This is a genomic window from Paenibacillus sp. FSL R10-2199 (genome assembly GCF_038000235.1).
Taxonomy (GTDB): domain Bacteria; phylum Bacillota; class Bacilli; order Paenibacillales; family Paenibacillaceae; genus Paenibacillus_AQ; species Paenibacillus_AQ phytohabitans.
Genome location: NZ_JBBOBO010000001.1, coordinates 600,873 through 626,442 on the forward strand (window position 1 = coordinate 600,873; position 25,570 = coordinate 626,442).

The window sequence follows — 25,570 nt, forward strand, 5'->3', positions numbered from 1 at the left end:
ATTTTAATCCCCCCCTTCATAATCAAACACATCATAGATGCTTTTCTGAAAAACTTCAGCAATGCGGAAAGCCAGCTTTAGGGATGGCATATATTTGTTTTTCTCAATAGAAATTACCGTCTGCCGGCTAACCTGCAGGGCATCTGCCAATTGCTGCTGCGTCCAGCTCCTCTCATTACGCAACTCAATAATATGATTTTTTAGATAAGAATCACCAACTCCCATATTTACCATTCCTTGTTATATATTCTTTTTAATATCATAGTTCCATTTTATTCAAATGTAAAGAGTCCTTTACTTTTTTTTTATAAATACCCTTTTTCCAAAATAAAAAAGCCTATTCCTCCTTATGGATGGAATAGGCCTTTTCATTACCTATACAGACTGGGTCTGCCAATATTGCTTGGCAATCCGCTGTCCTTGATTGATTTTCGCCCATTGCTCATCTTCTGCCAGCTCATTACCACCGTCGCAGGAGGCAAATCCGCATTGATGAGAGAGAAACAGCAGGCCTTTATCAATAATCGTCGCTGCTTCATTCAGCAGTCTGACTACGCGCTCTTCATCATCCAGCGTATTGGTCTTGGAGGACAGCAGGCTGAGTACAATCTCGGTATCCGGCGATCCTTGAAGACAGCGAGAGGCTCAAGCGAACCCGCACGCTCATCATCCCACTCCAGGAAAAAGCGGTCATACTTCAGCTGCCTCAGAAACAGGTTGGCAATCTTAACGTACGAGCCCCCGCCCATGTTACGGGAATCATAATTCCCGGGGGAGTTCGGGTTATCGTCTGCAAAAGCCCCCATAGGCAGTCGTCGAACTGAATGATTTTGCCGCCAAGATCAGCGAATTCCCCCACAAATTCCTTATAGGCCTTAACGAGGCCGGCTTTCAGCTCCTGTCTGTTCTTGTAAATGGCATCCTTGCCGCCAATGTTGTCAGACCAGGAGAGCTCTCCAAAAATATGCGACGGTGATGGAACACACAGCTTCGTTTCACGGTCACCGGCATGCTCGTGGAACTCCTTGAATTTTTTGATAAAATGATGGTTCTTCCCGCTCAGCTCCTTCAAAGCCCCATACAAAATCCAGATGCCACATCGATTTCGAATACTCACCGTCCGTTATTACCGACAGACCGTGCTCAATTTCCTTGTTCACTACATCCTTAATTGACTCAGCCTCGCAAGTCTCATAACCCGCAAAATCCTCATAAAACGGATAGCTGATACCATCCCGGTGCTCGATCTGCATTTTATATTTTAACAGTTCCGACGGCCGTAACAGGCTGCCCACAATTTGAAATTTAAAGGAGGGCAAGTATGAAACGATTGTATAAGGCTGAGCTCCGGTTCTCGCGTAGGTTTGGAGTCTGTTTCTCGCGCTCGTAATGTTATCGGGCATAGGGTTAGGTTCAGGCAGCAGCGACTACTGTATCGTCCATGGCTTATTTCTCGGCGGCAGACGGGCCGGTCATCTCCAAATAAGGTGTAGGACAAGCCAGCTACGGGTTTGTTATGCCAATATTCAATGGCGGTGCAGCAACCTGGAATGATGTATTTTACTTTCTGATGCAATTCTTTTAGCTTTCTATTTCTATCCCCTTCTACCTTCTCTTCAGTCTCCACCCTATTGTAGTATTTTTTTAATAATTCATAAGGTAAATATGAACTTGATTTGGTAATACATTCATCAAGTGATGTCGATATTATATTTCCCTGTAATATTTTCCGAATCGTTACTTCAAGCTCAGAATATACTTCTATTGCTTTCTCTGTTTTTCCTATTGTACTTTTTTGATTCTCAATTAAATATGCCCGGAACTGTTTGTACATCCAAATGGCTACAAGGGATAGTACAATATAAAACATTGCTAACGGCGAGTTTTGAAAGAATGCCTTTATCGCAGATACTAAAAAACTTTCATTCATTTTGATCCCCCTTACATAATTTTCATTTGCGTATCATTACGTATACTGAAATTAGACTGAGTAGTAGACACAGAATATATTGAAAGGAGCGGCCTTAGAAAAGGAGATTGTGTCATATGAAAAGGCATAAGGCAACAACCTATTCCAAACATACGTTACCTGCTCAGGACAACGTTCTTAACCGCGAGTTTCAAGCTACGAAGCCAGAAGAGAAATGGGTAACTGACATTACCTACATCTGGACGAGAGAAGGCTGGTTGTATCTGGCTAGCGTCATGGATCTGTACTCCCGTAAGATTGTGGGATGGCAAATGGGTGAGCGGATGACGAAAGAGCTCGTAATAAGCGCTCTACAGCAGGCCTATGGCCGAGGACGTCCAGACCCTGCATAGTGTATTCAAAAAGGAATTGATCTACCTAAATCGCTATGAAACTAGGGAACAGTCGAAGCAGAGTATTTTCGAGTACATTGAGTTTTTCTACAATACTCGGCGTATTCATTTCTCCATTGATTACCATACTCCCACGGAGTATGAACAGCTTCATCTATACCAGGCTGCTTAATGATCTGTGTCTACTATCTTGACAGAGGTCCAGACAGTGTTCTATAGTTTCAGAGCACTATTAGTTAAAAATCAACATTTTTTTGAGAATATAAAGAAAAGAAGAGGGGTTACAGCTCCCTCTTCCCTTCAACCTTATTGAAACAGCTTATGAATGAGAGCAATGATTAATTCAGCAGTTACGCTGATCACTACGCCCGTTATTAGTTGCTCCAATAAGCTATTCTTTTTGTTTTTGTTCTTCTTACCTTTTTTCATCCGCTACCTCCAGATAATGAAGGCACGTACCGAAACTAGGCAGAACACGTTTTTGTATTCCCTGCTTTAACAGGTTCTACTTTCTCTTGCGAATTATCGCCTTTTTAACTCTTCTTTTTAGATCGGTCCAATGGGGCGATCTTCTCCTCCGCACATAACGCGGCAATTTAAAATTCCTCCGAACTGCTAAGCTACGAGTACAATGCCCGTAGTAGGGAACAGTTTTCACCGCCCCGCTTTATTTTATCCTATATATCCCATATGTTCAACGTATTTCTATTCCTTTTTCATTCTATTATATCTGCCGCATAAAAATAAAGATAAAATACTAAATTCCATAGTTATGAGGAAATAATATCTTATCACATACTCTGTAGTACAAATAAACTCGCAAAAGAGCGTTTATGCACCGTTTCAACCGGAACGTGACCTCCCCTGCTCCTATGGCCCTCATGCTGTAAACACAGGCTCCTGCGAGTTTTTCTCCAAAAAACTTGCCCCTACTTATGGTACGGTTCACCGCGGTAGCTGTGTAAAAGTACTTAACGCTAGCTATAATTATTCTTTAATTTGAAGTATTGGACAGGTTCATTCTCTCCTTGGCGATAATGTATTTCATTACGATTTGCCAAAAAGGAACTCCTCTACAATTACGCCCGGAAATACTGCTTCACAGTCCCTTTACCTGCTCCAGCCAACACCTCCGCAAAAGCCCCGTTCACCAGCGTAAGCTGCGGCGGCAGATGGCCGCAGTCGATATCGTAAATGACCGGCAGCTCCAGCTCCCCGGCCAGCTCCTCATAGACATCTTCCACGGTGTAATTCTCCATAGGACGGTTAGCTGCGCTCCGGCCGAACATCAGGCCGCTGCAATGGTCGAACCAGCCGGCCAGCTTCATCTGCAGCAGGGATCTGCGCAGATCCGTTACCGACAGCTCACAGTTCTCCAGGTACCACAGGATGGGCTCATTCTGGATGTAATGCTGCCGGAAATGCCGCACATCCCCATACGGCGTGCCGATGAGATGCCGGATTACATCAATACAGCCGCCGAGCAGCCGGCCCTGCATAGTTACGTTCTGATTACCTACAGTCTTCCAGTTGGTGATTTCGGTAAGATTGAACACATGGGGTGAAGGCTCACCGCCTCCCCATTCCAGCTGGTACTGCTGTGAGGAATGCTGAAGTACCGGTTCCCCGCTTGCTGTAGACAGCACGGATTCCCACATAGCTGTCACCGGGTCTGTCTCTTTTCCACGTAAATCAATAAAATTGGTGCCGTGAGCAGTGGCAATGCCTGTCCGGAGAGTAACGGCCAGCAGCAGCACACTGATATCAGAGTAACCGAGAATCCATTTGACCTTCATGTGATCGAAATCTACCTGCTCCAGAATCTCGATCAGCAGCTCCCCGCCCCAAGGCGGGATGATGAGCCCGATGCTGTCATCGGCCATCATGGCATTGAATTCAGCCGCACGCACGCTTGCCGGTGCAGACTTGGCCTTATCCTGCGTCCACGCCGTTGCTCCGCATACCACGCCATAACCCTGCTCCTGCAGCCGGCTGCAGGCTAGCTCGAGCAGTTCACGCAGTTCCTCCCCTACTCCCGATGAAGGAGCTGTCACACCTATAACTGCTTCTGCTTCTAATGACGGATATCTGATCATTTTTGCGTATCCTCCTTAATCCTAATAAAAAGTGATACCCAAACCATAAGCAGTTTGAATATCACCTATTATGAATATCTCTTATATGTTTGTGTATGTCATTTATCTATTGGATCGTGTATTTATCGTTGTTCCACCTTATATCCTTATCCCTCAGGTTCCCGGCTTATCACGGCTAATCTCCAGAATATCCAGGAAAAAGACGAAGATCGGAATGCCGAGAATCAGTCCCCATACGCCGATATAATGCTCGGAGAACAGCAGCACGATGAAGGTGTAGAACATTGGAAGGTTCATTTTGGAGGACATCAGCTTAGGGTTGAGGAAGTAGCCTTCCATGACATGCAGCACGGCAATCATAGCCAGTATGTAGATCGTCATCACCAGTCCGCCGGTATTGTAGCCGATGATGCATAGCGGAATAAGCGAAATGACAAAGCCGACCACTGGAATCAGGCTGAGCATGAAGATCATAATGGCGAGCGCAAAGAGATACGGGAAGGGTTCGAAAAAGAAACCCATGATCCATAACCCGACAACCGTGAACAAAGTATTGAACAGCGCAATCAGGATCTGGGCTTCAATGACTTTACCGAAGGAGGCTATGAATTTCCTGCCGAAATACTCAAGCTCTACATAGAACCAGGAGATCTTGCTGTCTCTCAGGCGGGAGGTGAAGCTGACAATTCTGTTCTTCTCCAGGATGAAGACAAGGCTCAGAATCGTTGACAGGACGAACGTAGTTCCCCAGTCACTGATTTTGAACACGTATTCAATGCCTTGATTCAAATAGCTCTGGTAGTTCAATTCCTTAACCATGCTGAATAAATACTGCATAATCTCGTTCTGTGGGATGTCGTCAGAGGTTAGTGTTCCGAGAAACGCGGTTAATTGCTTAATCTGCGAGAAGACCTTGGGCAGATATTTGACAAGGGCCAGTACGATCATAGTGATGAGCGCTAAGTATAAAATAATAATGATTACCTTGCTGTTCACCTTGACATATTTGCCGATTCTTTTGCTCAAAAGCACCTGAAAGCTGTTCATTACATAAGCAATCAGGAACGTAAGCAGCACCAGATTCAGCATGTCTCTAATACTGTACAGCAGCAGTCCAATCAGTGCCAGAATTAAAAAGCGGCGGACTGTTAAATTTGCAAAGTAACGCTTGAATACATCCATTGTTTCCTTGTTCCTCTCCATTCGCAGGCGATTAGGACCTTTAGTTATAGTGTACCGTAACGAAAACAATTATAGCAACTTCGGCAGAGTCAAAAATACGCGAAAAAACAAACTTTATGTCATCTTGCCAGAACATCGGCTGCTTTATGCTATAATGTGTGCGAAATCATGAAGGTAGAAGCAATTTAATTCCAAATCAATGGAGGCTGTATCCCTTATGGGCAAAATCATCTGCATCACCGGAGCATCATCCGGCATCGGCCTGGCGTCCGCGCTGAAGTTTGCACAGGAAGGCTGGACGGTCTACGCCGGCACCCGCCATCTGGAGCGCGATCAGGAATTGTACCGCAATGTGGACAATCTGCAGTTCGTAGAACTGGAGGTTACGCAGCCGGACAGCATTCAGCGGGTTATCGACCAGATTGACCAGGAGCACGGTACGCTGGATGTACTGTTCTGCAATGCCGGGTTCGGCTATCTCCGGGCGCTTGGACAAGCTCCATTCACTGATATCGAGCGCATATTCGATACTAATGTGTACGGGGTTATGCATACGATCCGGGCTGCACTGCCCCTGCTGCGCAAGACCGGCTACGGCCATATTGTGGCTACGTCCAGTGTCGGCGGGCTCATTGGACAACCGATGAACGAGATCTACTGCGCCAGTAAATTCGCGGTGGAGGGACTGCTGGAGAGTCTGGCTACCTATTACAAGCCGCAATTCAATATCGACATTACCCTGCTTGAGCCTGGCGCCATCGCTACAGAATTCAATAAGACCGTCCTTGGGCATGTAGCAGACACCGGCGGCATCCTCGAAGATGAATACAAGCCGATTCTTGATGCCTACACAGGGACCTTCCTGAAAAGGAATGTAGAACCGCAGACTGCAGAGTCCGTAGCAGACGTTATGTGGGATCTGGTCCAGCTGGAGACCAAGCCGCTGCGCCTGCGCACCTCCGAACGGGCCGAAGAATTCGTCTCCCGCAAGGTCAGTACAGACCCTACCGGACTTGACGGTGTACTTCATATTCGAAAAATCCAGCTGGATATGTAACTGCAGCGTCAGTCTTCCGCTTCTCCGGCCAGCTCCTTCGCGATCAGCTCCTGATTGCTGCGGTGGAAGTTGGACATATTGCGCGGGAACGCACAGCCTTCGATCAGAGCATCAACCGTTTCCTGGATGCCTGAAGCTACAGCCGTACGCATGTTGTGGATATACTTCAGGCTCTCTTCCCTGCGCCGCTCCAGTTCTACGCTGCTGTCCGTTGCCTCCCCGTGTCCGGGGACCAGCAGCGTGAACGGGTGCCGGGCCAATATCTGCTCCAGCTTGCCGAGCGTTGCTTCGTAAGCCAGACTGCTGTCGTAGATATAGGGGAACTCCACGTCAGACAAGTAGTCTCCGGCAATGAACAGCCCGGCAGACTCCACTATAGTAAATAGCCCATCATCCGTATGGCCCGGCGCAGCATATCCCGTCAGCTTCAAATCCCCGAATACCAGCGTCTGCCCATCCTGCTCCATCACATGATCCACCAGCGGATACGTGATTTCATAGTCTCTCCTGAGATAATAACTATCTTCGAATGCCCGGATCTGTTCAAGAATATCTTCGCGTTCCCCGGCGCTTTTGTCCGCGAATGCCCTGCTTGCGATGACTTCAGCTTCCCTGAAGGCCCCATATCCGATAATATGATCGAAATCAGAATGAGTGAATAACAGGAACAGCCTTCTCGCGCCAAGGATGTTGTCTACATATCGCCGGATTTCCTCCACCTCACGGGGCAGCCAGCAGGGATCGGTTACCAGCACACAATCGTCCGTCTCCATAACAAGTGAATTCGTCATGTACAGATCACTTTGGAACAGAGTGACAGGGCCACGCTTCCATCTAAACATCAAATACCTCCCAAGGGACATTACCCCCGCATTATAGTTTACGATTCTTATCCTACGACTATTCTACATCTAGTGTTTCGGTTGAAAAAGGGCGTTGTTACTCAACAAACGAAAGAAAAGTAGATGTATCCACCTTCTTTAGTACGCTTCGCATATCAATATTATGAAATCCTTATATTTCTTTACAATATATTTATTTACATTTTCCAGAAACTGGAGTAGTATACACCTGTACTTAAAATACCATTTTTTAGGAGTCAATTAATTTAAAGTGAAATCGATTTTTTTACCATTACTGTGTGGAGTGTTTTTCCTAACTAGCGCTACGGCTTCAATGGCCGCACCTGGTAACAATTCAGAAGGAAGTGTCGCAGCGAAAAATGCTCCATATGTATCCACAACCACCACTGAGTTAAAGACGGCGTATCGGGTCAGGTGACGGACACCAAAACTTATGTACTGCAGCCAGGGATGGAATCCTATGGTAAAATATACACAGATAATACAAAAACCGATGTCATCACAACGAAAACCGATGGAACTGTATATCTAAATAATGTTAAAATTGAAGACACGCAAATTAAAACAAGTCCAAGTTCAGGCGGAATTCAAATACTTGAAGCAGGGGGCGATAAGGGGTCTTGTTATTACGATAACTATTCTTCTACCGCTGGTGGTACTTTTTATGCAGCAACTTACCAACATTATGACTATGGTCCAACTGGAAGTAACGTAAGTAAGTACTTTTCGCAATCTAATTCACAAGCATCGGACTATAAAATGTATGTTAATTCTTTTTCTGGATCTCTAAGCTCGTTGAAAGCTTTTCAGTATGCAGCTAAAGCGGCTGGAACTGCTGTAATTATTTCTTTAGCTGCAATTCCAGGACTTATTGCATCGGCTCCAGCTTTTGCTGCTACAATTTGGGGGGGTATAATTCAAACAAGGATTGTGACTCCGCTATAAATAATGCTTATCAAACATTATCGGCTATGTAATTGACCTAGAACCAGCGAAGTGACAATGAAGGGGGTTCGCCAAATTAGGTTCCACCTTCATTGGATTCTCCAATTGCTCTAACAGTTCCTGAATGGTATGCGCCGGAACTATACAAGCTTGGTGATAAACTAGCTAGTATAATTACAAAGCAGAAGGGAATTTTCGGTGGAACAAACGGTTTACTATGTGACTATTTTATGTGTTAATTCTGTTGGTTTGATTTATGTTATTTATAATTGGATTAAATATAGATTTACCAAAAAGAAAGATATAAACTCGTTTATGCTTTTTTTATTGAATTTTTTCACTCCAATGATTCCATGGGTAGTAAAACTTGAAGACGTAAATATGAATCTTTTGCTCCTGTTTATATTTTTAAATTTTTCCTTTTTCTTAATAAATCTCAAGATAAACAAAAATTAGAATAAAAAAGCACTTTATTGTTGCTCAAGTCGTTACGGTGAAATTTCACCGTAAACGACTTGAGCTTTTCATTTTGTATAAAAAATAGATAGCCTCATTCAAAAAAACAGTCGTGAAGGAACTGCGTGAATTCACTTCGCGATTTAACCAGTACTTTCATAATCGATATTTCGATTCAGTTTTGTACGAAGAAATGAAAACTTAACTAGTGCCCCTTCCGTGATCATAGTTGGGAAAACGGGTAATTATACGTAAATCCAACTCTCTCGAGGTGAGCGGCATGACTATTTTTGTTCGTGATTTAACTCAGGAAGAAGGCAACCGCCTTCTGCGGATTGCCCGCAAAGGAGCCGATCCGGTTCAGGTCCGTCGAGCTTTGCTTATTCTGGCCTCTGCTCAAAAAATGAAAGTCCCTGAAATCAGCCGGCTTTAACTGCTTTCCTCTTCCTTCACAGTTTGCGTCAACCATCCATCACAAACGGTTTTATCAAAACTTCTGTTTATATTCTTTGAAATCAAATTTCCCGGTTTCCCGATCAACAGCGACAGACCAGTATCTTTTATGAAATGCCCCACAGTTTCTGTATTCATCATGCAAAAAGCCCTCCGGCACAAAGCCGAAGGGCTAATTCTTAACATACACATAATTATGCAGCTTGTCTCTGCTGCTCAGCTCCGCTGTTACCGCTGGATCGGCTCGATCCGGTAAGTAGCGTTGCCGCCATCTGCGGCTGATCCGCCGCCGGTAATCTGCCAGCCGAAGGATAATACATCCTCCAGCCGTTGCTTCTGTGATTCCGATAACACCGCTTCGACTGCTTCGCGGCCTTCCTCCAGCTCCAGCTTCGGCTGGGTGCGGAGTGCAACGGCAATCCAGCTGCGGATGCCGCGGATCGTATTGTATTTGATCTGGTAGCCTTCGGTCACGGCCTGACGGAACAGCTTCGGCTGTTCACCAGCCAGCGTAGACAGCTGCCCGTAATCGAACTCGTATTCACTCTCGTCGGCAGGCAGATCCCCTTCGGCAACCCGCCGCAGCAGTTCTTCATCGGACCAGCCCAGAGAACGCAGCGATTCCACCAGCAGGGCGTCCCATTGCGATAACTTTACCTTGTTCTTCGTTTCTGTCATTATAGATCCTCCTTATCCACATAAGTGCTCATATCCTGATCATTTGATCATTGCTCAGACATTACCTGAATTCAATCCGTAAAGTCACCAGCCACATAATGCCCCGGGCTCACTTCCCGCAGTATGGCGGCTGCTTCATCCCCGCGCGTTACCGAGTAGGCATCCAGCCGAATTCGCTGGCCGGCCTTCAGCGGGTCGGTCTCCAGGATGGAAGACAGCAGCGCCTTGGTATACGGATGCTGCGGATTGTCATACAGCTCATCGCTCTCCGCAACCTCAACGAGGCGGCCGCCGTACATCACGCCAATCCGGTCGGAGATATGCCGGACCATCGACAGGTCATGGGCAATGAACAGATAGGTCAGTCCGAATTCGGACTGCAGATCCTCCAGCATATTGACGACCTGGGCCTGCACGGAGACATCCAGCGCCGAGATTGGCTCGTCGCAGACGACGAACTCGGGCCGGACCGACAGCGCCCGGGCGATGGAGATCCGCTGGCGTTGCCCGCCGCTGAACTCATGCGGGAAGCGGAAGAGATGCTCTCTCTTCAGACCAACCTTCTCCAGCAGCTCCGCCACGGCTTCCTTGCGTTCTTCACCTGGGTAGAGTCCATGGATACGCATCGGCTCACTGATCAATTCCAGCACATTCAGGCTGGGGTTCAGTGAAGAGTACGGGTCCTGAAAAATCGACTGAATCCGTCTGCGGAACGGCTTCAGCCCTTTCTCGCCCAGCTTGCCCAGCGGCTGCCCGTCATAGAATACCTCGCCGTCCGTATAATCGTACAGGCGGAGCAGACAGCGGCCAACCGTTGACTTGCCGCTCCCGGATTCACCCACCAGTCCGAAGGTCTCGCCCTGGCGGATCTGGAAGCTGACGCCGTCCACGGCCTTAAGCACAGCCGTATCACGTCCCCGCATATCCTTGCCTTTGGAGAAATGCTTCTTGAGATTGTTCACATCTACGAGCACCTTGCTCTCACTCACCGGAATCCCTCCCCACTGTAACTGCCGCCTGCTGCTCTGCACCTTCAGCCAGCCAGCACATCGAGCGGTGGCCAGGTGCAAGCTCTACTACCGGCGGACGTTCACTGCAGCGGGCAAAAGCATGCGGGCAGCGGTCCATAAACGGACAGCCGGGCGGCGGATTCAGCAGATCGGGCGGTGTGCCTTCAATCGGAATCAGCCGCTCCCGCGATCCGCCGCCGCGCTTCGGAATCGAACGCAGCAGCCCTTGTGTATAAGGATGCTGGGGACGATAGAAGATATCCTCCACCGTGCCCTCCTCCATCACAAGTCCGCCATACATCACAATGACCCGCGTGCAGACCTGGGCCACGACACCGAGGTCATGGGTAATCAGCGCTACCGCTGTATCCGACCGTTCTTTCAGCTCCTTGAACAGATCCAGAATCTGCGCCTGGATGGTTGCATCCAGCGCTGTGGTCGGCTCATCGGCAATCAGCAGCTCCGGCTGGCAGGAGAGCGCCATCGCGATCATGACCCGCTGGCGCATGCCTCCGCTGAATTCATGCGGATACTGCTTCAGGCGCTGCTCCGGATCACGTATGCCAACCTGGCGGAGGATTTCCGCCGCCTCGGCATACGCCTCCGCTTTATTGAGTCCGCGGTGTCTGCGGATAACTTCGGTTAATTGCTGGCCTATTCTTTTGACCGGATTCAGCGAGGTCATCGGGTCCTGAAAGACCATCGCGATCCGGTTCCCGCGCAGGGTCCGCCACTGCTTCTCCGTGAGTCCCTTCAGACTCTCGCCGCGAAACTCCAGTTTCCCGGCAGTCATGCGGCCCGGCGGCGTGATCAGGGACATGACCGCCTTGGCGGTAACACTTTTGCCGCTGCCGGATTCTCCGACAATCCCCACCGTTTCACCGGCATCTATATGGAAGCTAACGCCGCGGACGGCCTGATTCTCGCCGTCCCGGGTAGCAAATGAAACCTGCAAATTCTCAACAGTCAGCAGCCGTTCAGTCATGATGTTCCACTCTCCTATCTCCGGATCAGCTTTGGTTCAAAGCCGACCCGCAAAATGTCACCCAGCACATTGAAGCTCAGAACGGTCAGCAGGATCATCAGCCCCGGGAACAGTGCCAGATAAGGCGCCTCTGCAATATACCCCTGCGCGCTGTTCAGCATGCTGCCCCAGGTAGCGTTCGGCGGCTGTACCCCGAAACCGAGGAAGCTCAGCGACGATTCCATCATAATGGCCGACGCAATATTATTCGTCGCGCCGACGATAATCACCGGCACCAGTCCCGGAAGGATATGCCGCCAGATCATACCGAAGGAGCTTTGGCCGGAAGCCTTGGCGTACAGCACATATTCGCGTTCCTTGATCGTAAGGGTCTCCGCGCGGACGACACGGGCTACGTTCATCCACATTAATAAGGCAATAATAATAATCAGGTTGCCGATGCTCGGCTTCAGGTAGACGCTGAGCAGCAGCAGGATCAGGAAGGACGGAATGGACATGATGATATCCAGCATCCGCATCAGCAGATTATCCAGCCAGCCGCCGAAGTATCCGCTGATCACACCAACCATCACACCCACGAAGGTAGCCACGATCATGGAAGCAAACCCGACCAGCAGCGAGACACGGCCGCCATATAGCGCTCTGGACAGATAATCGCGTCCATAGTCATCCGTTCCGAACAGATGTCCGGCGCCGGGCTTGGTGAGGCGGGCCATGGCATCCATGGCATTCGGATCATATCCGGACAGGAAGGCAAAGATGGCCCCCAGCGTAAAGATAGCCAATACAGCAAGAGCAGCGACACCCAGACCGTTCGTAAACAGCTCTGATTGTAGATTTTTCCATTTACTGCGATTCATGAGGTCACCCCTTTAATTTAATTCGCGGATCGACAAAGCTGTAGAGAATATCTGCCACCATATTACCGAGGATCAGCATTAAGGAAGAAAATAAGGTGATCCCCATAATGACGGGATAATCCATTCCCTTAACCGCCGTCATCCCCAGCGACCCGATGCCCGGCCAGGAGAATACCGTTTCGGTGACGATGGCCCCGGCCACCAGATCCCCCATCGACATCCCCAGCAGGGTAATGACCGGCAGCAGCACATGCTTCAGGACATGACGGAACAGGATTGTCGATTTCTTCGAGCCAAAAGCGTACTGGATCTGCACATATTCCTCTTTCAGCTGACCAATGGTGCTGGAGCGGATATAACGCACATATCCGGCCAGGAAGCCGAAGGCCAGCACCGAGCAAGGCAAGATCCCGTGCTTCAGTACATCCAGCGGCGATTCCACGCCAATCGTGCGCATCCCCATACTCGGCAGCAGATGCAGCTTAATGGCGAACAGATACATCAGCAGGATCGCCAGCCAGAATAACGGAATGGAGATCCCTACATAGGAAATAAAGTTAATCAGCTTGTCTACCCAGCGGTTGCGGTTCGCACCGGCCACGAGGCCTAGCGGAATCGCCAGAATAACCGCCAGCGCAATGGCGCTGCCCATCAGCCCGGCTGTTGCCGGCAGACGTTCCAGAATCTGTCCCAGCACCGGCTGGTGATTGATCAGGGAATATCCGAAGTTGCCCTGCACCATTTCCTTGATCCAGATGAAATATTGAATATAGGCAGGCTTATCAAGCCCCAGATTATGGCGGATACGCTCAATATCATCGGCATGCATATTGGGCGTAACGAAAGACAGCACCGGATCTCCCGGAGCCAGCTTAATCATTGTAAAACACACTACGGATACAAAAAACAGCATCGGCAGTGTTTGCAGCAACCTTCGGACGATGAGTTGTCTCATACGCAGCTTCTCCCAGCTCTTGACAGGCAAAAAATAAGCTGGAAGAACCCAGCTTATTTTTTTGCCTTGCTTATTTTTTGGGGCAGATTATTTCTGGTAGATCTTGGACAGGTCTTCGAAGATAACGACCGGCTTCAATACAGCTTCATCAATGCCGCCGTAGTTCTTCGATACAGCTACAACTGTTTTAGTATACGCGATCGGGTAGATCGGTGCATCTTCAGCGACAAGCTCCTGCGCTTTCTTGTAGATCTCTGCGCGTTTTGCCGGATCAGCTTCGCCTGCACCGTCATTCATCAGCTTATCAACTTCACTGTTCGAGTAATGCGAGTAGTTGGAAGAGCTGTCTGTTGTGAACAGAATACGGTAAGCATCGGGATCATATCCCATGATATAACCGGTCAATGCCAGTTCGTAGTCGGTAGATTTCAGATCAATGAACTTCTGCACCCAGGCCGAGGAGTCCATGTTCTGCAGTTCCACTTCCACGCCGACAGCCTTCAGCTTCTGCTGCACATACAGCGAGATTGCTTCCTGTGCCTTGTTACCGCTCTGTACAATGTAACGAAGCTTCAGGTTGCTCTCTCCGGCAGACGCCAGAAGTTCCTTAGCCTTAGCGGCATCATTGTCAAAACTAGTTACTTCATTTGTGAAATACAGCGCGTCCGGAGTCAGGAATGACTTCGCCGGGTCAGCATATTCACTGGAAGTGTACGCTGTCTGGATCAGCTCATCGCGGCTGAGGGCCAGGGACAGGGCTTGACGGACTTCTTTTTTGGCGAGGGCGCCGGTATCACTGTTCGCATTGAACATCAGATAAGCCAGACGGCCTTCGCTATAAGGCAGAATTTCGAAATTGTTCGTTGCCTGAATGGTAGCTACATCCTTAGGATCAAGATACTGCACGTTGATCTCGCCGTTCTGCAGGGCAAGGTTCGCAGCATTGGTATCCTTGGCAATCCGGTAAGTTACAGAATCCAGATGCGGTTTGCCGCCGAAGTAGTTATCGAAGCGTTCCAGTGTCAGGTACTCACCGGCTTTGTATTCTTTGAATTTGAAGGGACCGGAACCTACTGGAGAAGCGTTCTTGGTGCTCTTCTCAATGTCGGTTTCATTCTCAAAAATATGCTTTGGAATCGGGAATACCTGTACCAGTGTCGCTTCAAAAGCCGGGCTGACCTGCGGAAGCTGGAAGTCAACAGTCAGATCATCCACTTTAACCGCTTTGATGGCTTGGTCGCCGATCAGGAAGTTGGCTCTCAGGAAGCTGTTCTGCTTCTCGTCGAGAATGCTGTCAATGGTGAACACGATATCATCCGCCGTAAGCTTCTCTCCGTCATGCCAGGTAAGTCCATCCTTAAGCTTCAGTGTGTAAGTAAGATTATCCTCCGAAGGTGTCAGGCTCTCTGCCAGGTAGAAGGTCTTCTCCCCGTTATTCACCTGGAACAGCGGAGCATACAGTGCCTGGTCAATCGTCAGACTGACACGGTCACCCGCATAGTTCGGATTAAGTACAACCGGATCAGAAGCGACCCCTATAATCAAGCTTCCGCCATCCTTCGGTTCGCTGGCAGCAGGCTGCTGCGTTTCCGCCGGTGTCTGGCTTGCACCCGCATTTGTCGATGCCGCGTTATTTCCATTAGAGCATGCACTAATCATTAGTGTTAGTAGAACTAGAATGACAACCCCTGATATCCCTTTACGCATTATCTCTCTCCTCCATGTCTATGAGCAATCTCACTCGTTGTGAAAGTTATTATATATCGGAATAGTCGGGATTACAATGTATTAATTTACCACCTGTGAAAGATTGAACAACCGCCTGCTGTTACAGCTGAGGAATACCGGCATCCCATACGCTGATCTCCTGTATGATATCCCCGCGCCGCAAGGCATCCGCATGCTCCATCCCCTCTATTACTCTGCCGAACACCGTATGCCAGCCGTCAAGATAATCGAACGCATCGTAGCAGATAAAAAACTGGCAGGAGCCCGTGCCCGGCCCGAAATGGGCCATGGATAACGCCCCGCGCACATGTTTATGCGGATTGCCTTGCGTTTCACAGGCGATTTTGTCCGTGCCGCCCCGGCCGGTACCCTCCGGACAGCCTCCCTGGGCGACAAAGCCGCGGACAACGCGCTGAAAAGTCAGACCGTTGTAGAAGCCGCTGTTCGCGAGCTTTTCAAAATTGGCTACGGTTCCGGGGGCCTCCTGGTCAAATAATTCGAGCCGGATCTCTTGTCCTTGCTCCAGTCTTATTAGAGCCAGCTTCATAAGGTCTCCTCCGCCTCTCCGGCTGCAGTGCCTGCGGGAACGCCGATATGAGCCACGGTCTTGGCCGCTTGCTCAGGCGCATAGATCTCCTGTACATCCTCGTCCAGCAGCGGCCGGAGTTCTCCATCCGCAGTATGCAGAAAAACCCCGGCGCGCGGATTCATCGCCAGGAGCAGGTTGATTAATTGCTGTACTTTTAACGGTGACTTGTCCATCCTCTCACTCCTGTCCTGCAGTCTGCAGAATGTCTATACCTGTCTATGCGGTATTGTACAACAGCTCTCAGGCAGACACCAATCCATATATTTCCTCTCAGGTCTCTATTTTTTGAAAAACCGGGATTAGTCCCGTACTTCTCTAAATATATTGAATACATATAATTCATATCATCTATTTGCGAATCCAAGGGGATGTTCTATTAATGTTGATCTTATCCTGGAGTGGCCTGCTATGAATGAGACCCGAACCCGGGTTCTGCTGGGCAGCCCGATCCATCAAAAACCGGCTATTCTCGAGCAGTTTCTGAACTCTCTGCTGCGTCTGAACCTAACCAATATTGAGCTGCATTTCTATCTGATTGATGACAACCCGGACGAAGCTTCGAGTCAGCTGCTGCAGCAGTTCACCCAGAGCGGCAGAACGGTCTTCCTGCAATCCTCAGGGTTTCATGATGCTTATATCCGCGATGATACGACCCATTTCTGGAATTCCAATCTGGTCTGGAAGGTGGCCGGGTTCAAGAACCTCATGATCCGGCGTGCCGAAGCCTTCGGTTATGATTATCTGTTCCTGATCGACTCCGATCTGATTCTTCATCCGGATACGCTGCTGCATCTGATCAGTACGGGCAAGGACATTATCTCCGAGGTGTTCTGGACCCAGTGGCAGCCTGGCACTCTGCTGCAGCCGCAGGTCTGGATGCATGACGAATACAACCAGTGGGAGGTGCTCCCGGGAGAGCAGCTCTCACACGAAGAGATCAACCGCCGCTTCCACGCTTTCCTGATGAAGATGCAGCAGCCGGGAATCTATGAGGTCGGCGGGCTCGGCGCCTGCACCCTGATCAGCAGCCGGGCCATCGCTTCCGGTGCCAGCTATGACCGGATTCACAACATCTCCTACTGGGGAGAAGACCGCCATTTCTGCATCCGTGCAGCGGCGCTTGGCATTCCGCTGTATGTCGACACCCACTACCCGGCGCTGCATCTCTACAGGGACAGCGACCTGCTCAAGGTGCCGGAGTTCATCCGGCAGACTTCGGGCGAGGAGGCTGGAGCTGGGCTGGAGTCGCCGGAGACGGGGCGATGTGACGGGGAATCGGAGCGGGATGCGCGGTATAGGGCGGAGCTTGAGCGGGAAGGGAAGGGCGAAGCGAACACAAGGCCGGATGGGTGGCACGAGGCGAAGCGGAGCGATGCCGAGTTAAATGAGGCAGAGCTAGGGCCCGAGGCGCGGAATGCGCCGGGGGCGGGGCGGGGCGATGCGGAGACTGCGCGGGAATGGCGGAGTGACGCGGAGCTTGAGCGGGATCGACAGCTCGCGGCGGGGGCTCAGGCCGGCGGCGAGGAAACCGCTGCGCGCGAGGTTGCGCCTTCGGACAGCGGCGGCGCGGCGGACGGTTCAGACATGCAGAGCGCTGCCGATGCAGCGCCCGTGGATAAAAGAGCGCTGGATGCGAGCGCGGAGTGGGATGCGCTGTGGACCGAGGCGGAGGCCCGGCGGCGCTTGTCCAAGGAGCCGCTGCCAGAGGGCGGCGGCGAGATCCCGCTGCCGGGCGCCGGACTGGCGGCGGGCGCTGATGCGGCGGCGGACGGAGGCGCTGACGCGGCAGACGGTGCAGTTGCAGCAGGGCGGGGCGCTGAGCATGAAGCGGCGACCGGCTTCTCCGGAGCGGCGGCTAATTCAGCAGCTGTCCGGCGGCCCAAGCTGACGCTTACGATGATCGTCAAGAATGAGGGCTCGCGGTTTCTGCGGCAGGTTCTGCAGGAGCACCGCAAATATATCGATGAAGCTGTCGTTATCGACGACGGCAGCACGGATAACACAGCGGATATCTGCCGGGAGGTGCTTCAGGGCATTCCGCTGCATCTGATACGCAACAACGTCTCCAGATTCAGCAATGAATCCGAGCTGCGCCAGCAGCAGTGGGAGGCGGTCCTTCAGACGAATCCGGAGTGGATTCTGAGTCTGGATGCGGATGAGATTTTCGAGGCCGGATTCCCGGAAGAGGTGGATGCCTTGCTGCGTACGGACAATTGCGACTTGTTCTGCTTCCGGCTCTACGATTTCTGGGACGATACTCATTACCGAGAGGATATGTACTGGCGGTCCCATCAGAGCTACCGGCCGTTCCTGCTCCGCTACCGGGAGGACTTCACTTATCTCTGGAACGATCTGCCGCAGCATTGCGGGCGGCTGCCGGAGAATATTTTCGAGCTGTCCCATCAGTTAAGCAATCTGCGGCTGAAGCATCTCGGCTGGTCGAAACCGGAATACCGGCTGGAGAAATATCTGCGCTATATGCTGCTGGACCCGGACGGCCAATACGGCTGGAAGGAACAATACCTGTCTATCCTCGACCAGCATCCCCATCTGATGCCCTGGAGCGAGTAGGCGGCGGGGATAGTAGAGCTTAGAGCTTCTATATAAACCACACTTAGGATTTCGGACAAACAAGTAACCAAATATCGCTGCTGAGGCAGTGCTCCCGCCAAGCGGCTAATTGGACTTTGAAGTTCATTCTGTATGTGGCAGGTATACAGGTAACAGGTATAAATGTTGTAAATATTACAACCCGGATTCATAAATAACTGTTTATGCGGGAAGATTGTTGTATGAAATACAATAATCCTTTCAGTTAGCCGCTTGCAGAAGATGAAATGCTGCATTTCCTGCAACAATTCTCGATTTCGGCTGATTTATTGAAGAAAATGTTGTATTTTCTGCAGGATTTAAGTCAAACGTCACAAGAAAAGCGTCCAGCCTTAAGGCGGAACGCTTTTTTCTTTGCGGATTGCAGTTGGTGCCTTACGGAGGCATCGGCCGGGTCAGTTTACATTTTACAGCGAGCCAACCGTCTTCGCAGATTCCGGTTTCACTATAGTAACAGTCAGCTCACCCTCGGCTTCGTCAACCGTCATCACTGAGCCTTCCTCTGCTTCTCCGGCGATCAGCGCACGCGCCACCCGGGTCTCCAGGCTGCGCTGGATGAACCGCTTGAGCGGTCTTGCGCCGTACACGGAATCAAAGCCTTCCTCGGCAATGAAGCGGACGGCCTTGTCGCTCAGCGTAAGGCCGATGCCCCGCTCTGCCAGGCGCAGGCGGAGACCGTTCACCAGCTTAACCACGATCTGCTGGGTTTCGACCAACGTCAGCGGTTTGAACATCACGATATCGTCCACCCGGTTAAGAAACTCTGGGCGGAAATGGCCGCTCAGCTCCTTCATCACCCGGTCCTTAACCGCTTCGGTCAGCTCACCGTTGTCATCGGTGCCCTGAATCAGATGCGGCGAGCCGATATTGGAGGTCATAATGATGATGGTGTTCTTGAAATCGACCACCCGGCCCTGCGAGTCGGTCAGCCGCCCGTCATCCAGCAGCTGCAGGAGAATGTTGAACACATCCGGATGGGCCTTCTCCACCTCGTCCAGCAGCACAACAGTGTATGGCTGGCGGCGCACCGCTTCGGTCAGCTGGCCGCCTTCTTCATAGCCGACATATCCCGGGGGAGCACCCACAAGGCGGGAGACACTGTGCTTCTCCATGTACTCCGACATGTCAATACGGATCATGCCGTCCTCGCGGTCAAACAGCGATACGGCCAGCGCTTTGGCCAGCTCGGTCTTACCGACACCGGTCGGCCCCAGGAACAGGAACGAACCGATGGGGCGGTTCGGGTCCTTGATGCCTGCTCTTGCCCGGAGCACAGCATCCGCCACCAGCCGGACGGCCTCATCCTGGCCGACTACCCGTTCATGCAGCGTATCCTCGAGCCGCAGCAGCTTATCCCGCTCGCCTTCCACGAGGCGGCTGACCGGGACGCCGGTCCAGCGCGAGACGATGTCGGCGATCTCCTCTTCCGTCACGGCCTCACGCAGCAGCCGGGTCTCCTGATCCTGCTGCGCGGCTTCCTCTGCGGCCTTCAGCTGCCGCTCCAGATCAGGAATTATGCCGTAGCTCAGCTCGGCGGACTTGTTCAGATCATAGATCTCCTGTGCATCGACCAGATCCTTGCGTGCCTGCTCTAACCGCTTCTTCAGCTCGCGGATGCCCTGGATCGCCGACTTTTCCTTCTCCCAGCGGACGGTCATGCCCAGATGCTTCTCCTTGAGGTCGGCCAGCTCCCGCTGCAGGATTTCCAGACGGCGCGCGCTGGCATCGTCGGTTTCCTTTTTGAGCGCGGCTTCTTCAATCTCCATCTGCATCAGGCGGCGGGTCACCTCATCCATCTCACCGGGCATGGAATCAATCTCCGTGCGGATCATCGCGCAGGCTTCATCCACCAGGTCAATCGCCTTATCCGGCAGGAACCGGTCCGTAATATAGCGGTTCGACAGGACACCGGCCGCGACGAGCGCGCTGTCATGGATCTTGACTCCGTGATGCACCTCGAAGCGTTCCTTGAGACCGCGCAGAATGGAGATGGTATCCTCGACATCCGGCTCGCTGACCAGCACCTGCTGGAAGCGGCGTTCCAGCGCCGGGTCCTTCTCGATATATTTGCGGTACTCATCCAGCGTCGTCGCCCCGATACAATGCAGCTCACCCCGGGCCAGCATCGGCTTCAGCATGTTGCCCGCGTCCATGGCCCCTTCGGTCTTACCGGCACCGACAATCGTATGCAGCTCATCAATGAACAGGATGATCCGGCCGTCACTTTCGCGGATTTCCTTCAGTACGGCCTGCAGCCGCTCCTCGAATTCCCCGCGGTATTTGGCTCCGGCAATCAGTGCGCTCATATCCAGCGAGAAAATCGTCTTGTCCTTCAGCCCCTCCGGCACATCCCGGCGGACAATCCGGTGGGCCAGCCCTTCCACAATCGCTGTTTTCCCTACACCGGGTTCGCCGATCAGTACGGGGTTGTTTTTGGTTTTGCGGGAGAGGATACGGATGACCCGGCGGATCTCCGCATCCCGTCCGATCACGGGATCAACCTTGCCCGCCCGCACCTCGGCCACCAGATCACGGCCGTATTTCTCCAGCACCTCATAGGTGGCCTCCGGCTCCCGGCTCGTCACCCGCTGGTGTCCGCGGATCTCGGCCAGCACCCCAAGCAGCTTCTCCCGGGTAACGCCCCGGCCCGTGAACAGCCCGCGCAGCTCGCGGTTCCCGCTGCCGGAGTCCGAGACCATCGCCAGCACAGCATGCTCTACGGCCACGAATTCGTCCTGCATCTTGGCCGCTTCCTTCTCGGCCTGCTCCAGCATGGCGATCAGCGCAGGCGAGGCATACCGCCGCATCGTGCCCGCTCCGCTTCCGCTTACGCTGGGCTTCCGCTGAAGCAGCACCTCCGTACCCTGCAGCAGCTCGGCTGCAGGAATATTCATCTTCTGCAGCAGCCGCGGCAGCAGGCCCTCATGCTGCTGAAGCAGTGCCTTCAGCAGATGAAGGTTATCAATCTCCTGATGTCCGCTGGCCACAGCCAGGGACTGGGCCTCTGCGACGGCTTCCTGCAGCTTCTGTGTAAGCTTGTTGAAATCCATAAGATCATCGCCTTTCCGTAAAATTATGCCGCTGCAGCCCCAGCTGCAGCATTCCATATGTCAGTCAGCCGGATAACCGGCGTTATATATTCATCATTACCCCGTTGTCGCTCTGCGCCGCTGTGCCCCGCCGGGAGGCTGCCGTTTGGCTCCGGCCTGGAAGCTGCCGGAATCGGCCAGCTGGCGGTACAGCTTCTTCTCCGCTTCCGAGGTATCCGCCGGAATAACGATCTCGATCCGGAACAGGATGTCACCATTCGTTCCATTAGGACGCTTAAGCCCCTTGCCGGAGAGGCGCAGCGTTCGGCCGCCTGCCATACCTGCGGGGATCTTCAATTTCACCTGGCTGCCGTCCGGCAGGGCCACCTTGGCTTCTCCGCCAAGCACAGCCTGCCAGGGGGCAATCTCTACCGTGCCGAGTAAATCCCCGCCGCCGTCCGGTTCATAGATGTCATGGGGCAGGAGATGCAGCGAGACCAGCAGGTCGCCTCCCTGTCCCGCCCCGCTTCCGCCGCCGGGAACCCGGATCACCGTCCCTTCGGACGAGCGTGCCGGAATCTGCACACTCAGGTCTTTGCCTGCAGCCTGAACGCTGATATTTCCGCCTTTGTATGCCTGCTCCAGCGTAATCTCAAGCTGGGCCTGCATCGTACTGAACTCATCCGCCCAAGGGCTTCCCCCTTGGCGGACACCGCCACTGCCGGAGAAGAAATCGAAGCCGGCGCGGTCCGCTGCCCCCCGGCTGCCGAAGAACATCCCGAACAGATCCTCTTCGGGAATACTGCTGCCGGAAGCAGCGCCGCTGCTCCAGCCCGCGCCAAAAGGCGATTCCCAGGACGCGGAGGAGGCTGTCCCGCCGCTCCGCGGACCCCTTGCCCCAGCGTAGCCGGCCCCGTAGCGCAGCTCCTCATCATAGATTTTCCGCTTCTCTTCATCACCCAGCACTTCGTACGCTTCGGCTGCTTCCTTGAATCTGGCTTCTGCCTCCGGGGCTTTGTTGACATCGGGATGCCACTTCTTAGCCAGCTTCTGATAAGCTTTTTTGATCTCCTGCTTCGAGGCCTGCCTGCCGACGCCCAGAGTCTCGTAATAATTTGCCGCCACTGGTACCTCCTCCTTTCGAATATTGGGAAGCTTATTCTATAGGTTATAGCATTCCGCCCTGTAACAAGCCTATTCCCGGTGCCGATGATTATTCACCAAGTCCCTTTCTCCGGGAAAAGACGCATCATAGCCGGTATCCCCACTACAATGCGCCCTGTATGATCATGCTATATGAAAAGCCCGGCGAAACCACTCTGCCGCAGGGGACCGGATAGGCCGGCGGCAGAAGCCGCTTAGCCCGGGAACCCCGCTGAACCCGGCTGCTTCAGCCAGACTTGGAAGTCCTGCTTCCTTCGCCTTCCTACATCCTTCCCCGGCGCTCCGGCTCTCCGCTTCCCCCGGAGACCGTTCACCAGTAAGCTGCACCTGCCGCTTACTGAAGCTGCGCGTCTGAAGAATGTCCGCCATCCTGAATTTCAATCCGTTTGCCCTGCGACTTCTGCCGTTTCGGCACTTCCAGGCTCAGCATCCCGTCTTTGAGTGAAGCGCGGATACCTTCCTCCGCAATATCCTGAACGTAGAAGCGGCGCACATACTCACCATACCGCCGTTCCCGGCGCACAGTCTGATGTTCCTTGTTCTCCTCGCTGTTCTCTTCTTTGCGTACTGCCTTGATCGTCAAGTAAGGGCTGGTATAATCGATGTCGATTTCTTCTTTTTTGAAGCCCGGAAGCTCGGCCTCAATCAGATACGCCCCTTCACTCTCGCGGATGTCTGTCCGGAAGGACAGCGTGGAGCTTGTCAGCGGTGCAAAGAAATCATCATTAAACACTTCGTTAAGCGACTTAGCCAGCACACCAAAAGCATCATCTCTGCGTTTACCAAAAGGAACCAAATCAAACATTATCCATTCTCCTCTCATTTGACTTTGAATTTGTTGTTGGTTTGACTTTGACTTTATTTGACCTATGGCTTTATTATAGTCGCCGGCTACACGGATGACAAAACTCATATAAGCCGAAAATCCCGTAAATCCCGGCGTTTCGGCTCGTTTTTTAGTATAAATTTTAACATTATTAATTATTTGACCTTATTTGACCTTGATACTTTATTTCACATGATTACTATCCACACCCTCACCGCCACAGTAAAAATAAAGAACTAGCGCCTAAAATATAACAAGTAAATTAAAGGAACTAGTGGGAATTGTCGATATAAACGTCATAGTAAAAATCCCGCAGCCAATGCGGATATGATGAGGTGATGAAGTGGCAAAAGCAGGACTGGGCATTATCTTCTTCGTCATAGGTTTTATTCTACATAGAACTTATGCAGCAGATCCTAACGTTATTATTTCTATTGTGATTGGAGGGCTTGGAGGAATTATCGGGTGGGCGACCGGCGGATTAATTAGGCCATTGCGCGTCAAGAAAGCTAGACCAGCTGATGATGAGGCCGCCGCTGCTTCCGAAGGGGTCCTGGAATCCTCAGACCAGCCCGCAGATGAATCAGAGCCTTCCGGCTCCGGAGGCTGGTTAGGACTTTTCGCAATAGGTATTGTTCTCTCACTCTTCGCGGGTGTGCGAATGCTTTATGGTAATTTCTCATTATTCGGCTCTGAAGGCCTTAAGCTTCTTACCGACCCTGACAGTAGCTACTACGTCGCTTCAATGCTTCCTAGTCTTGTGATAGAAACGGTATTAGTATGTATTCAGGTCGTAATGATCCTGTTCATTCTGTACCTGGGTCTCAAACATAAAAAATTATTCAAATACATATCTATATCTTTCATTGTATATAACATCTTACTTAATACCATAGATACCTTCATGTTCAGCCATGTACAGACTACTCTTTCCGGTATCATACCGGATGATACCTCTTATACGGATATCTTCCGGTCCTTCATTTATGCTGTGATCTGGATCCCCTATTTCCTGCGGTCAAAGAGAGTCAAGAATACGTTTATTTATTAACATTTTTGTACATAGTCTCTTCAATTCTTCCGGACCTGCGTTATTGTTGAATCAGCTTTCGCAGGTCCGCTTTACCCTCCCTATTTCACATACCGCTCACGGTATTCGCTATCCAGCATGCCCATCATAATCACATCATGGTACTCATGGTTATAATAGAGCGTCTGGCGCCGTACACCCTCACGGACAAAACCGATTGATTCATACACATGCGCAGCGCGGGCATTATAGCTATATACCTCCAGCTCAATCCGGTGCAGATTCAGAATGCCGAAGCCGTAGTCCAGCATCAGCAGCAGTGCTTCCCGTCCATACCCTTGTCCTTGATGCCGCTCCTCACCGATGGCGATCCGCAGATTTGCACTGCGGTTGTCAGGGTCTATATCCTGAATGGCGATATCGCCGATCACCTCATCAGTCTCCCTAAGGGCGATAAGCAGCAGCACCGTACTGTCGTCCCCTGATTTGCGCGCGATATAATTCTCTATCTGCTCTTTGGTGATATGCTTTTTCGTACCTGTAAGTCTGCGGACTTCCGTGCCGTAGAACATATGGTAATACAATTCGGCGTCTTCCCCGTTAAGCGGGCGCAGATATACCTTTTTGCCTGTTACAAGCGCTGAATGTCTGGTCATTCCCGTCATCTCCCGACTGTTGTTATAGCTCTTATGGTAATGCAGATCTGCATACTATAAAATATACAAAAACGTC

27 protein-coding genes and 1 pseudogene are annotated in these 25,570 nt (G+C 51.4%); 7 read left to right on the top strand and 21 right to left on the bottom strand.

Annotation, left to right across the window (positions count from 1 at the left end; translation table 11 throughout):
* Positions 1 to 3: 3 nt before the first annotated feature.
* The 3 genes and pseudogenes from NYE33_RS02535 to NYE33_RS02545 all read right to left on the bottom strand — a co-directional run bounded on the left by NYE33_RS02535 (position 4) and on the right by NYE33_RS02545 (position 1,930).
* Positions 4 to 225 (bottom strand): helix-turn-helix transcriptional regulator, encoded by a 222-nt coding sequence (locus tag NYE33_RS02535; RefSeq protein ID WP_052421632.1) that lies wholly within the window; start codon positions 223 to 225, stop codon positions 4 to 6.
* A 150-nt stretch (positions 226 to 375) separates the two neighbouring features.
* Positions 376 to 1,319 (bottom strand): annotated as a pseudogene (locus tag NYE33_RS02540) (5-methyltetrahydropteroyltriglutamate--homocysteine methyltransferase).
* The gene (locus tag NYE33_RS02545; RefSeq protein ID WP_156118511.1) at positions 1,262 to 1,930 is read right to left on the bottom strand and encodes a hypothetical protein; all 669 of its coding nucleotides are present in this window, start codon (positions 1,928 to 1,930) and stop codon (positions 1,262 to 1,264) included. The pseudogene NYE33_RS02540 and the gene NYE33_RS02545 overlap by 58 nt, the downstream one beginning before the upstream one ends.
* A 116-nt stretch (positions 1,931 to 2,046) precedes the next feature.
* On the opposite strand from NYE33_RS02545, the gene NYE33_RS02550 reads away from it, so the two are divergent.
* Positions 2,047 to 2,322 carry an IS3 family transposase gene (locus tag NYE33_RS02550; RefSeq protein WP_052421631.1) on the top strand — a complete coding sequence of 92 codons (276 nt, stop codon included), beginning with the start codon at positions 2,047 to 2,049 and terminating at the stop codon, positions 2,320 to 2,322.
* Positions 2,294 to 2,494 (top strand): IS3 family transposase, encoded by a 201-nt coding sequence (locus NYE33_RS36425; protein WP_445669771.1) that lies wholly within the window; start codon positions 2,294 to 2,296, stop codon positions 2,492 to 2,494. Before NYE33_RS02550 ends, NYE33_RS36425 begins: the two co-directional genes overlap by 29 nt.
* A gap of 134 nt (positions 2,495 to 2,628) precedes the next feature.
* Here NYE33_RS36425 and NYE33_RS02555 read toward each other — a convergent pair whose 3' ends face one another.
* The 3 genes from NYE33_RS02555 to NYE33_RS02565 all read right to left on the bottom strand — a co-directional run bounded on the left by NYE33_RS02555 (position 2,629) and on the right by NYE33_RS02565 (position 5,600).
* The gene (locus NYE33_RS02555; RefSeq protein ID WP_256703813.1) at positions 2,629 to 2,751 is read right to left on the bottom strand and encodes a hypothetical protein; all 123 of its coding nucleotides are present in this window, start codon (positions 2,749 to 2,751) and stop codon (positions 2,629 to 2,631) included.
* Between the two features lie 650 nt (positions 2,752 to 3,401).
* Positions 3,402 to 4,418 carry a S66 family peptidase gene (locus tag NYE33_RS02560; RefSeq protein WP_042132899.1) on the bottom strand — a complete coding sequence of 339 codons (1,017 nt, stop codon included), beginning with the start codon at positions 4,416 to 4,418 and terminating at the stop codon, positions 3,402 to 3,404.
* Positions 4,419 to 4,571: 153 nt separating this feature from the next.
* Positions 4,572 to 5,600 carry an AI-2E family transporter gene (locus tag NYE33_RS02565; protein ID WP_042132898.1) on the bottom strand — a complete coding sequence of 343 codons (1,029 nt, stop codon included), beginning with the start codon at positions 5,598 to 5,600 and terminating at the stop codon, positions 4,572 to 4,574.
* A 217-nt stretch (positions 5,601 to 5,817) separates the two neighbouring features.
* Between NYE33_RS02565 and NYE33_RS02570 the strand changes: the two genes are divergently transcribed.
* Positions 5,818 to 6,657 (top strand): SDR family oxidoreductase, encoded by an 840-nt coding sequence (locus NYE33_RS02570; protein WP_336102917.1) that lies wholly within the window; start codon positions 5,818 to 5,820, stop codon positions 6,655 to 6,657.
* Positions 6,658 to 6,665: 8 nt separating this feature from the next.
* Here the strand turns inward: NYE33_RS02570 and NYE33_RS02575 are convergent, their stop codons facing one another.
* Positions 6,666 to 7,499 (bottom strand): MBL fold metallo-hydrolase, encoded by an 834-nt coding sequence (locus tag NYE33_RS02575; protein ID WP_076243498.1) that lies wholly within the window; start codon positions 7,497 to 7,499, stop codon positions 6,666 to 6,668.
* Between the two features lie 435 nt (positions 7,500 to 7,934).
* On the opposite strand from NYE33_RS02575, the gene NYE33_RS02580 reads away from it, so the two are divergent.
* Positions 7,935 to 8,465, top strand: a complete 531-nt coding sequence (locus NYE33_RS02580) for a hypothetical protein (RefSeq protein WP_341064657.1) — start codon at positions 7,935 to 7,937, stop codon at positions 8,463 to 8,465.
* Positions 8,466 to 9,150: 685 nt separating this feature from the next.
* Complete coding sequence (locus NYE33_RS02585; RefSeq protein WP_341064658.1) at positions 9,151 to 9,354, top strand: hypothetical protein; 204 nt, start codon at positions 9,151 to 9,153, stop codon at positions 9,352 to 9,354.
* Here the strand turns inward: NYE33_RS02585 and NYE33_RS02590 are convergent.
* The 9 genes from NYE33_RS02590 to NYE33_RS02630 all read right to left on the bottom strand — a co-directional run bounded on the left by NYE33_RS02590 (position 9,351) and on the right by NYE33_RS02630 (position 16,352).
* Positions 9,351 to 9,515 carry a hypothetical protein gene (locus NYE33_RS02590; RefSeq protein WP_156118508.1) on the bottom strand — a complete coding sequence of 55 codons (165 nt, stop codon included), beginning with the start codon at positions 9,513 to 9,515 and terminating at the stop codon, positions 9,351 to 9,353. The genes NYE33_RS02585 and NYE33_RS02590 overlap by 4 nt on opposite strands.
* Before the next feature lie 87 nt (positions 9,516 to 9,602).
* Positions 9,603 to 10,052 (bottom strand): hypothetical protein, encoded by a 450-nt coding sequence (locus NYE33_RS02595; protein ID WP_042132890.1) that lies wholly within the window; start codon positions 10,050 to 10,052, stop codon positions 9,603 to 9,605.
* Between the two features lie 71 nt (positions 10,053 to 10,123).
* Positions 10,124 to 11,041: an ABC transporter ATP-binding protein gene (locus tag NYE33_RS02600; RefSeq protein WP_341064661.1), complete on the bottom strand. Its 918-nt coding sequence runs from the start codon at positions 11,039 to 11,041 to the stop codon at positions 10,124 to 10,126.
* The gene (locus tag NYE33_RS02605; protein WP_042132887.1) at positions 11,034 to 12,047 is read right to left on the bottom strand and encodes an ABC transporter ATP-binding protein; all 1,014 of its coding nucleotides are present in this window, start codon (positions 12,045 to 12,047) and stop codon (positions 11,034 to 11,036) included. Before NYE33_RS02605 ends, NYE33_RS02600 begins: the two co-directional genes overlap by 8 nt.
* Positions 12,048 to 12,061: 14 nt before the next feature.
* Positions 12,062 to 12,907, bottom strand: coding sequence for an ABC transporter permease (locus tag NYE33_RS02610; RefSeq protein ID WP_039300005.1), 846 nt, complete (start codon positions 12,905 to 12,907; stop codon positions 12,062 to 12,064).
* Positions 12,908 to 12,911: 4 nt separating this feature from the next.
* Positions 12,912 to 13,862, bottom strand: a complete 951-nt coding sequence (locus tag NYE33_RS02615) for an ABC transporter permease (protein ID WP_039300002.1) — start codon at positions 13,860 to 13,862, stop codon at positions 12,912 to 12,914.
* 87 nt (positions 13,863 to 13,949) lie between these two features.
* Positions 13,950 to 15,569 carry an ABC transporter substrate-binding protein gene (locus tag NYE33_RS02620; protein WP_042132884.1) on the bottom strand — a complete coding sequence of 540 codons (1,620 nt, stop codon included), beginning with the start codon at positions 15,567 to 15,569 and terminating at the stop codon, positions 13,950 to 13,952.
* 121 nt (positions 15,570 to 15,690) lie between these two features.
* Positions 15,691 to 16,137 carry a peptidylprolyl isomerase gene (locus tag NYE33_RS02625; RefSeq protein WP_042132882.1) on the bottom strand — a complete coding sequence of 149 codons (447 nt, stop codon included), beginning with the start codon at positions 16,135 to 16,137 and terminating at the stop codon, positions 15,691 to 15,693.
* Positions 16,134 to 16,352: a hypothetical protein gene (locus NYE33_RS02630; RefSeq protein ID WP_042132881.1), complete on the bottom strand. Its 219-nt coding sequence runs from the start codon at positions 16,350 to 16,352 to the stop codon at positions 16,134 to 16,136. The genes NYE33_RS02625 and NYE33_RS02630 overlap by 4 nt, the downstream gene beginning before the upstream one ends.
* A 235-nt stretch (positions 16,353 to 16,587) precedes the next feature.
* On the opposite strand from NYE33_RS02630, the gene NYE33_RS02635 reads away from it, so the two are divergent.
* The gene (locus NYE33_RS02635; protein ID WP_341064663.1) at positions 16,588 to 18,750 is read left to right on the top strand and encodes a glycosyltransferase family 2 protein; all 2,163 of its coding nucleotides are present in this window, start codon (positions 16,588 to 16,590) and stop codon (positions 18,748 to 18,750) included.
* Positions 18,751 to 19,196: 446 nt separating this feature from the next.
* On the opposite strand, the gene clpB is transcribed toward NYE33_RS02635, so the two are convergent.
* The 4 genes from clpB to NYE33_RS02655 all read right to left on the bottom strand — a co-directional run bounded on the left by clpB (position 19,197) and on the right by NYE33_RS02655 (position 23,787).
* Positions 19,197 to 21,839: an ATP-dependent chaperone ClpB gene (gene clpB / locus NYE33_RS02640; protein WP_341064666.1), complete on the bottom strand. Its 2,643-nt coding sequence runs from the start codon at positions 21,837 to 21,839 to the stop codon at positions 19,197 to 19,199.
* Positions 21,840 to 21,935: 96 nt separating this feature from the next.
* Positions 21,936 to 22,943, bottom strand: coding sequence for a DnaJ C-terminal domain-containing protein (locus NYE33_RS02645; protein WP_341064668.1), 1,008 nt, complete (start codon positions 22,941 to 22,943; stop codon positions 21,936 to 21,938).
* A 162-nt stretch (positions 22,944 to 23,105) separates the two neighbouring features.
* Positions 23,106 to 23,363 (bottom strand): hypothetical protein, encoded by a 258-nt coding sequence (locus NYE33_RS02650; protein ID WP_341064670.1) that lies wholly within the window; start codon positions 23,361 to 23,363, stop codon positions 23,106 to 23,108.
* Complete coding sequence (locus tag NYE33_RS02655) at positions 23,317 to 23,787, bottom strand: Hsp20/alpha crystallin family protein (RefSeq protein ID WP_042231820.1); 471 nt, start codon at positions 23,785 to 23,787, stop codon at positions 23,317 to 23,319. Before NYE33_RS02655 ends, NYE33_RS02650 begins: the two co-directional genes overlap by 47 nt.
* Positions 23,788 to 24,151: 364 nt before the next feature.
* On the opposite strand from NYE33_RS02655, the gene NYE33_RS02660 reads away from it, so the two are divergent.
* On the top strand, positions 24,152 to 24,859 hold the full coding sequence (locus NYE33_RS02660) for a DUF2569 domain-containing protein (RefSeq protein ID WP_042132875.1): 708 nt from the start codon (positions 24,152 to 24,154) through the stop codon (positions 24,857 to 24,859).
* Positions 24,860 to 24,939: 80 nt separating this feature from the next.
* On the opposite strand, the gene NYE33_RS02665 is transcribed toward NYE33_RS02660, so the two are convergent.
* Entirely contained in the window at positions 24,940 to 25,494 is a 555-nt protein-coding gene (locus NYE33_RS02665) for a GNAT family N-acetyltransferase (protein ID WP_076243492.1), read from the bottom strand.
* Positions 25,495 to 25,570 lie beyond the last annotated feature (76 nt).

Excerpts from the sequence above, each read along its gene's own strand:
- NYE33_RS02535 (WP_052421632.1), bottom strand. The coding sequence starts at position 225 with ATGGGAGTTGGTGATTCTTATCTAAAAAATCATATTATTGAGTTGCGT.
- NYE33_RS02545 (WP_156118511.1), bottom strand. The coding sequence starts at position 1,930 with ATGAATGAAAGTTTTTTAGTATCTGCGATAAAGGCATTCTTTCAAAAC.
- NYE33_RS02550 (WP_052421631.1), top strand. The coding sequence starts at position 2,047 with ATGAAAAGGCATAAGGCAACAACCTATTCCAAACATACGTTACCTGCT.
- NYE33_RS36425 (WP_445669771.1), top strand. The coding sequence starts at position 2,294 with ATGGCCGAGGACGTCCAGACCCTGCATAGTGTATTCAAAAAGGAATTG.
- NYE33_RS02555 (WP_256703813.1), bottom strand. The coding sequence starts at position 2,751 with ATGAAAAAAGGTAAGAAGAACAAAAACAAAAAGAATAGCTTATTGGAG.
- NYE33_RS02560 (WP_042132899.1), bottom strand. The coding sequence starts at position 4,418 with ATGATCAGATATCCGTCATTAGAAGCAGAAGCAGTTATAGGTGTGACA.
- NYE33_RS02565 (WP_042132898.1), bottom strand. The coding sequence starts at position 5,600 with ATGGATGTATTCAAGCGTTACTTTGCAAATTTAACAGTCCGCCGCTTT.
- NYE33_RS02570 (WP_336102917.1), top strand. The coding sequence starts at position 5,818 with ATGGGCAAAATCATCTGCATCACCGGAGCATCATCCGGCATCGGCCTG.
- NYE33_RS02575 (WP_076243498.1), bottom strand. The coding sequence starts at position 7,499 with ATGTTTAGATGGAAGCGTGGCCCTGTCACTCTGTTCCAAAGTGATCTG.
- NYE33_RS02590 (WP_156118508.1), bottom strand. The coding sequence starts at position 9,515 with ATGATGAATACAGAAACTGTGGGGCATTTCATAAAAGATACTGGTCTG.
- NYE33_RS02595 (WP_042132890.1), bottom strand. The coding sequence starts at position 10,052 with ATGACAGAAACGAAGAACAAGGTAAAGTTATCGCAATGGGACGCCCTG.
- NYE33_RS02605 (WP_042132887.1), bottom strand. The coding sequence starts at position 12,047 with ATGACTGAACGGCTGCTGACTGTTGAGAATTTGCAGGTTTCATTTGCT.
- NYE33_RS02610 (WP_039300005.1), bottom strand. The coding sequence starts at position 12,907 with ATGAATCGCAGTAAATGGAAAAATCTACAATCAGAGCTGTTTACGAAC.
- NYE33_RS02615 (WP_039300002.1), bottom strand. The coding sequence starts at position 13,862 with ATGAGACAACTCATCGTCCGAAGGTTGCTGCAAACACTGCCGATGCTG.
- NYE33_RS02620 (WP_042132884.1), bottom strand. The coding sequence starts at position 15,569 with ATGCGTAAAGGGATATCAGGGGTTGTCATTCTAGTTCTACTAACACTA.
- NYE33_RS02625 (WP_042132882.1), bottom strand. The coding sequence starts at position 16,137 with ATGAAGCTGGCTCTAATAAGACTGGAGCAAGGACAAGAGATCCGGCTC.
- NYE33_RS02630 (WP_042132881.1), bottom strand. The coding sequence starts at position 16,352 with ATGGACAAGTCACCGTTAAAAGTACAGCAATTAATCAACCTGCTCCTG.
- NYE33_RS02635 (WP_341064663.1), top strand. The coding sequence starts at position 16,588 with ATGAATGAGACCCGAACCCGGGTTCTGCTGGGCAGCCCGATCCATCAA.
- clpB (WP_341064666.1), bottom strand. The coding sequence starts at position 21,839 with ATGGATTTCAACAAGCTTACACAGAAGCTGCAGGAAGCCGTCGCAGAG.
- NYE33_RS02655 (WP_042231820.1), bottom strand. The coding sequence starts at position 23,787 with ATGTTTGATTTGGTTCCTTTTGGTAAACGCAGAGATGATGCTTTTGGT.
- NYE33_RS02665 (WP_076243492.1), bottom strand. The coding sequence starts at position 25,494 with ATGACCAGACATTCAGCGCTTGTAACAGGCAAAAAGGTATATCTGCGC.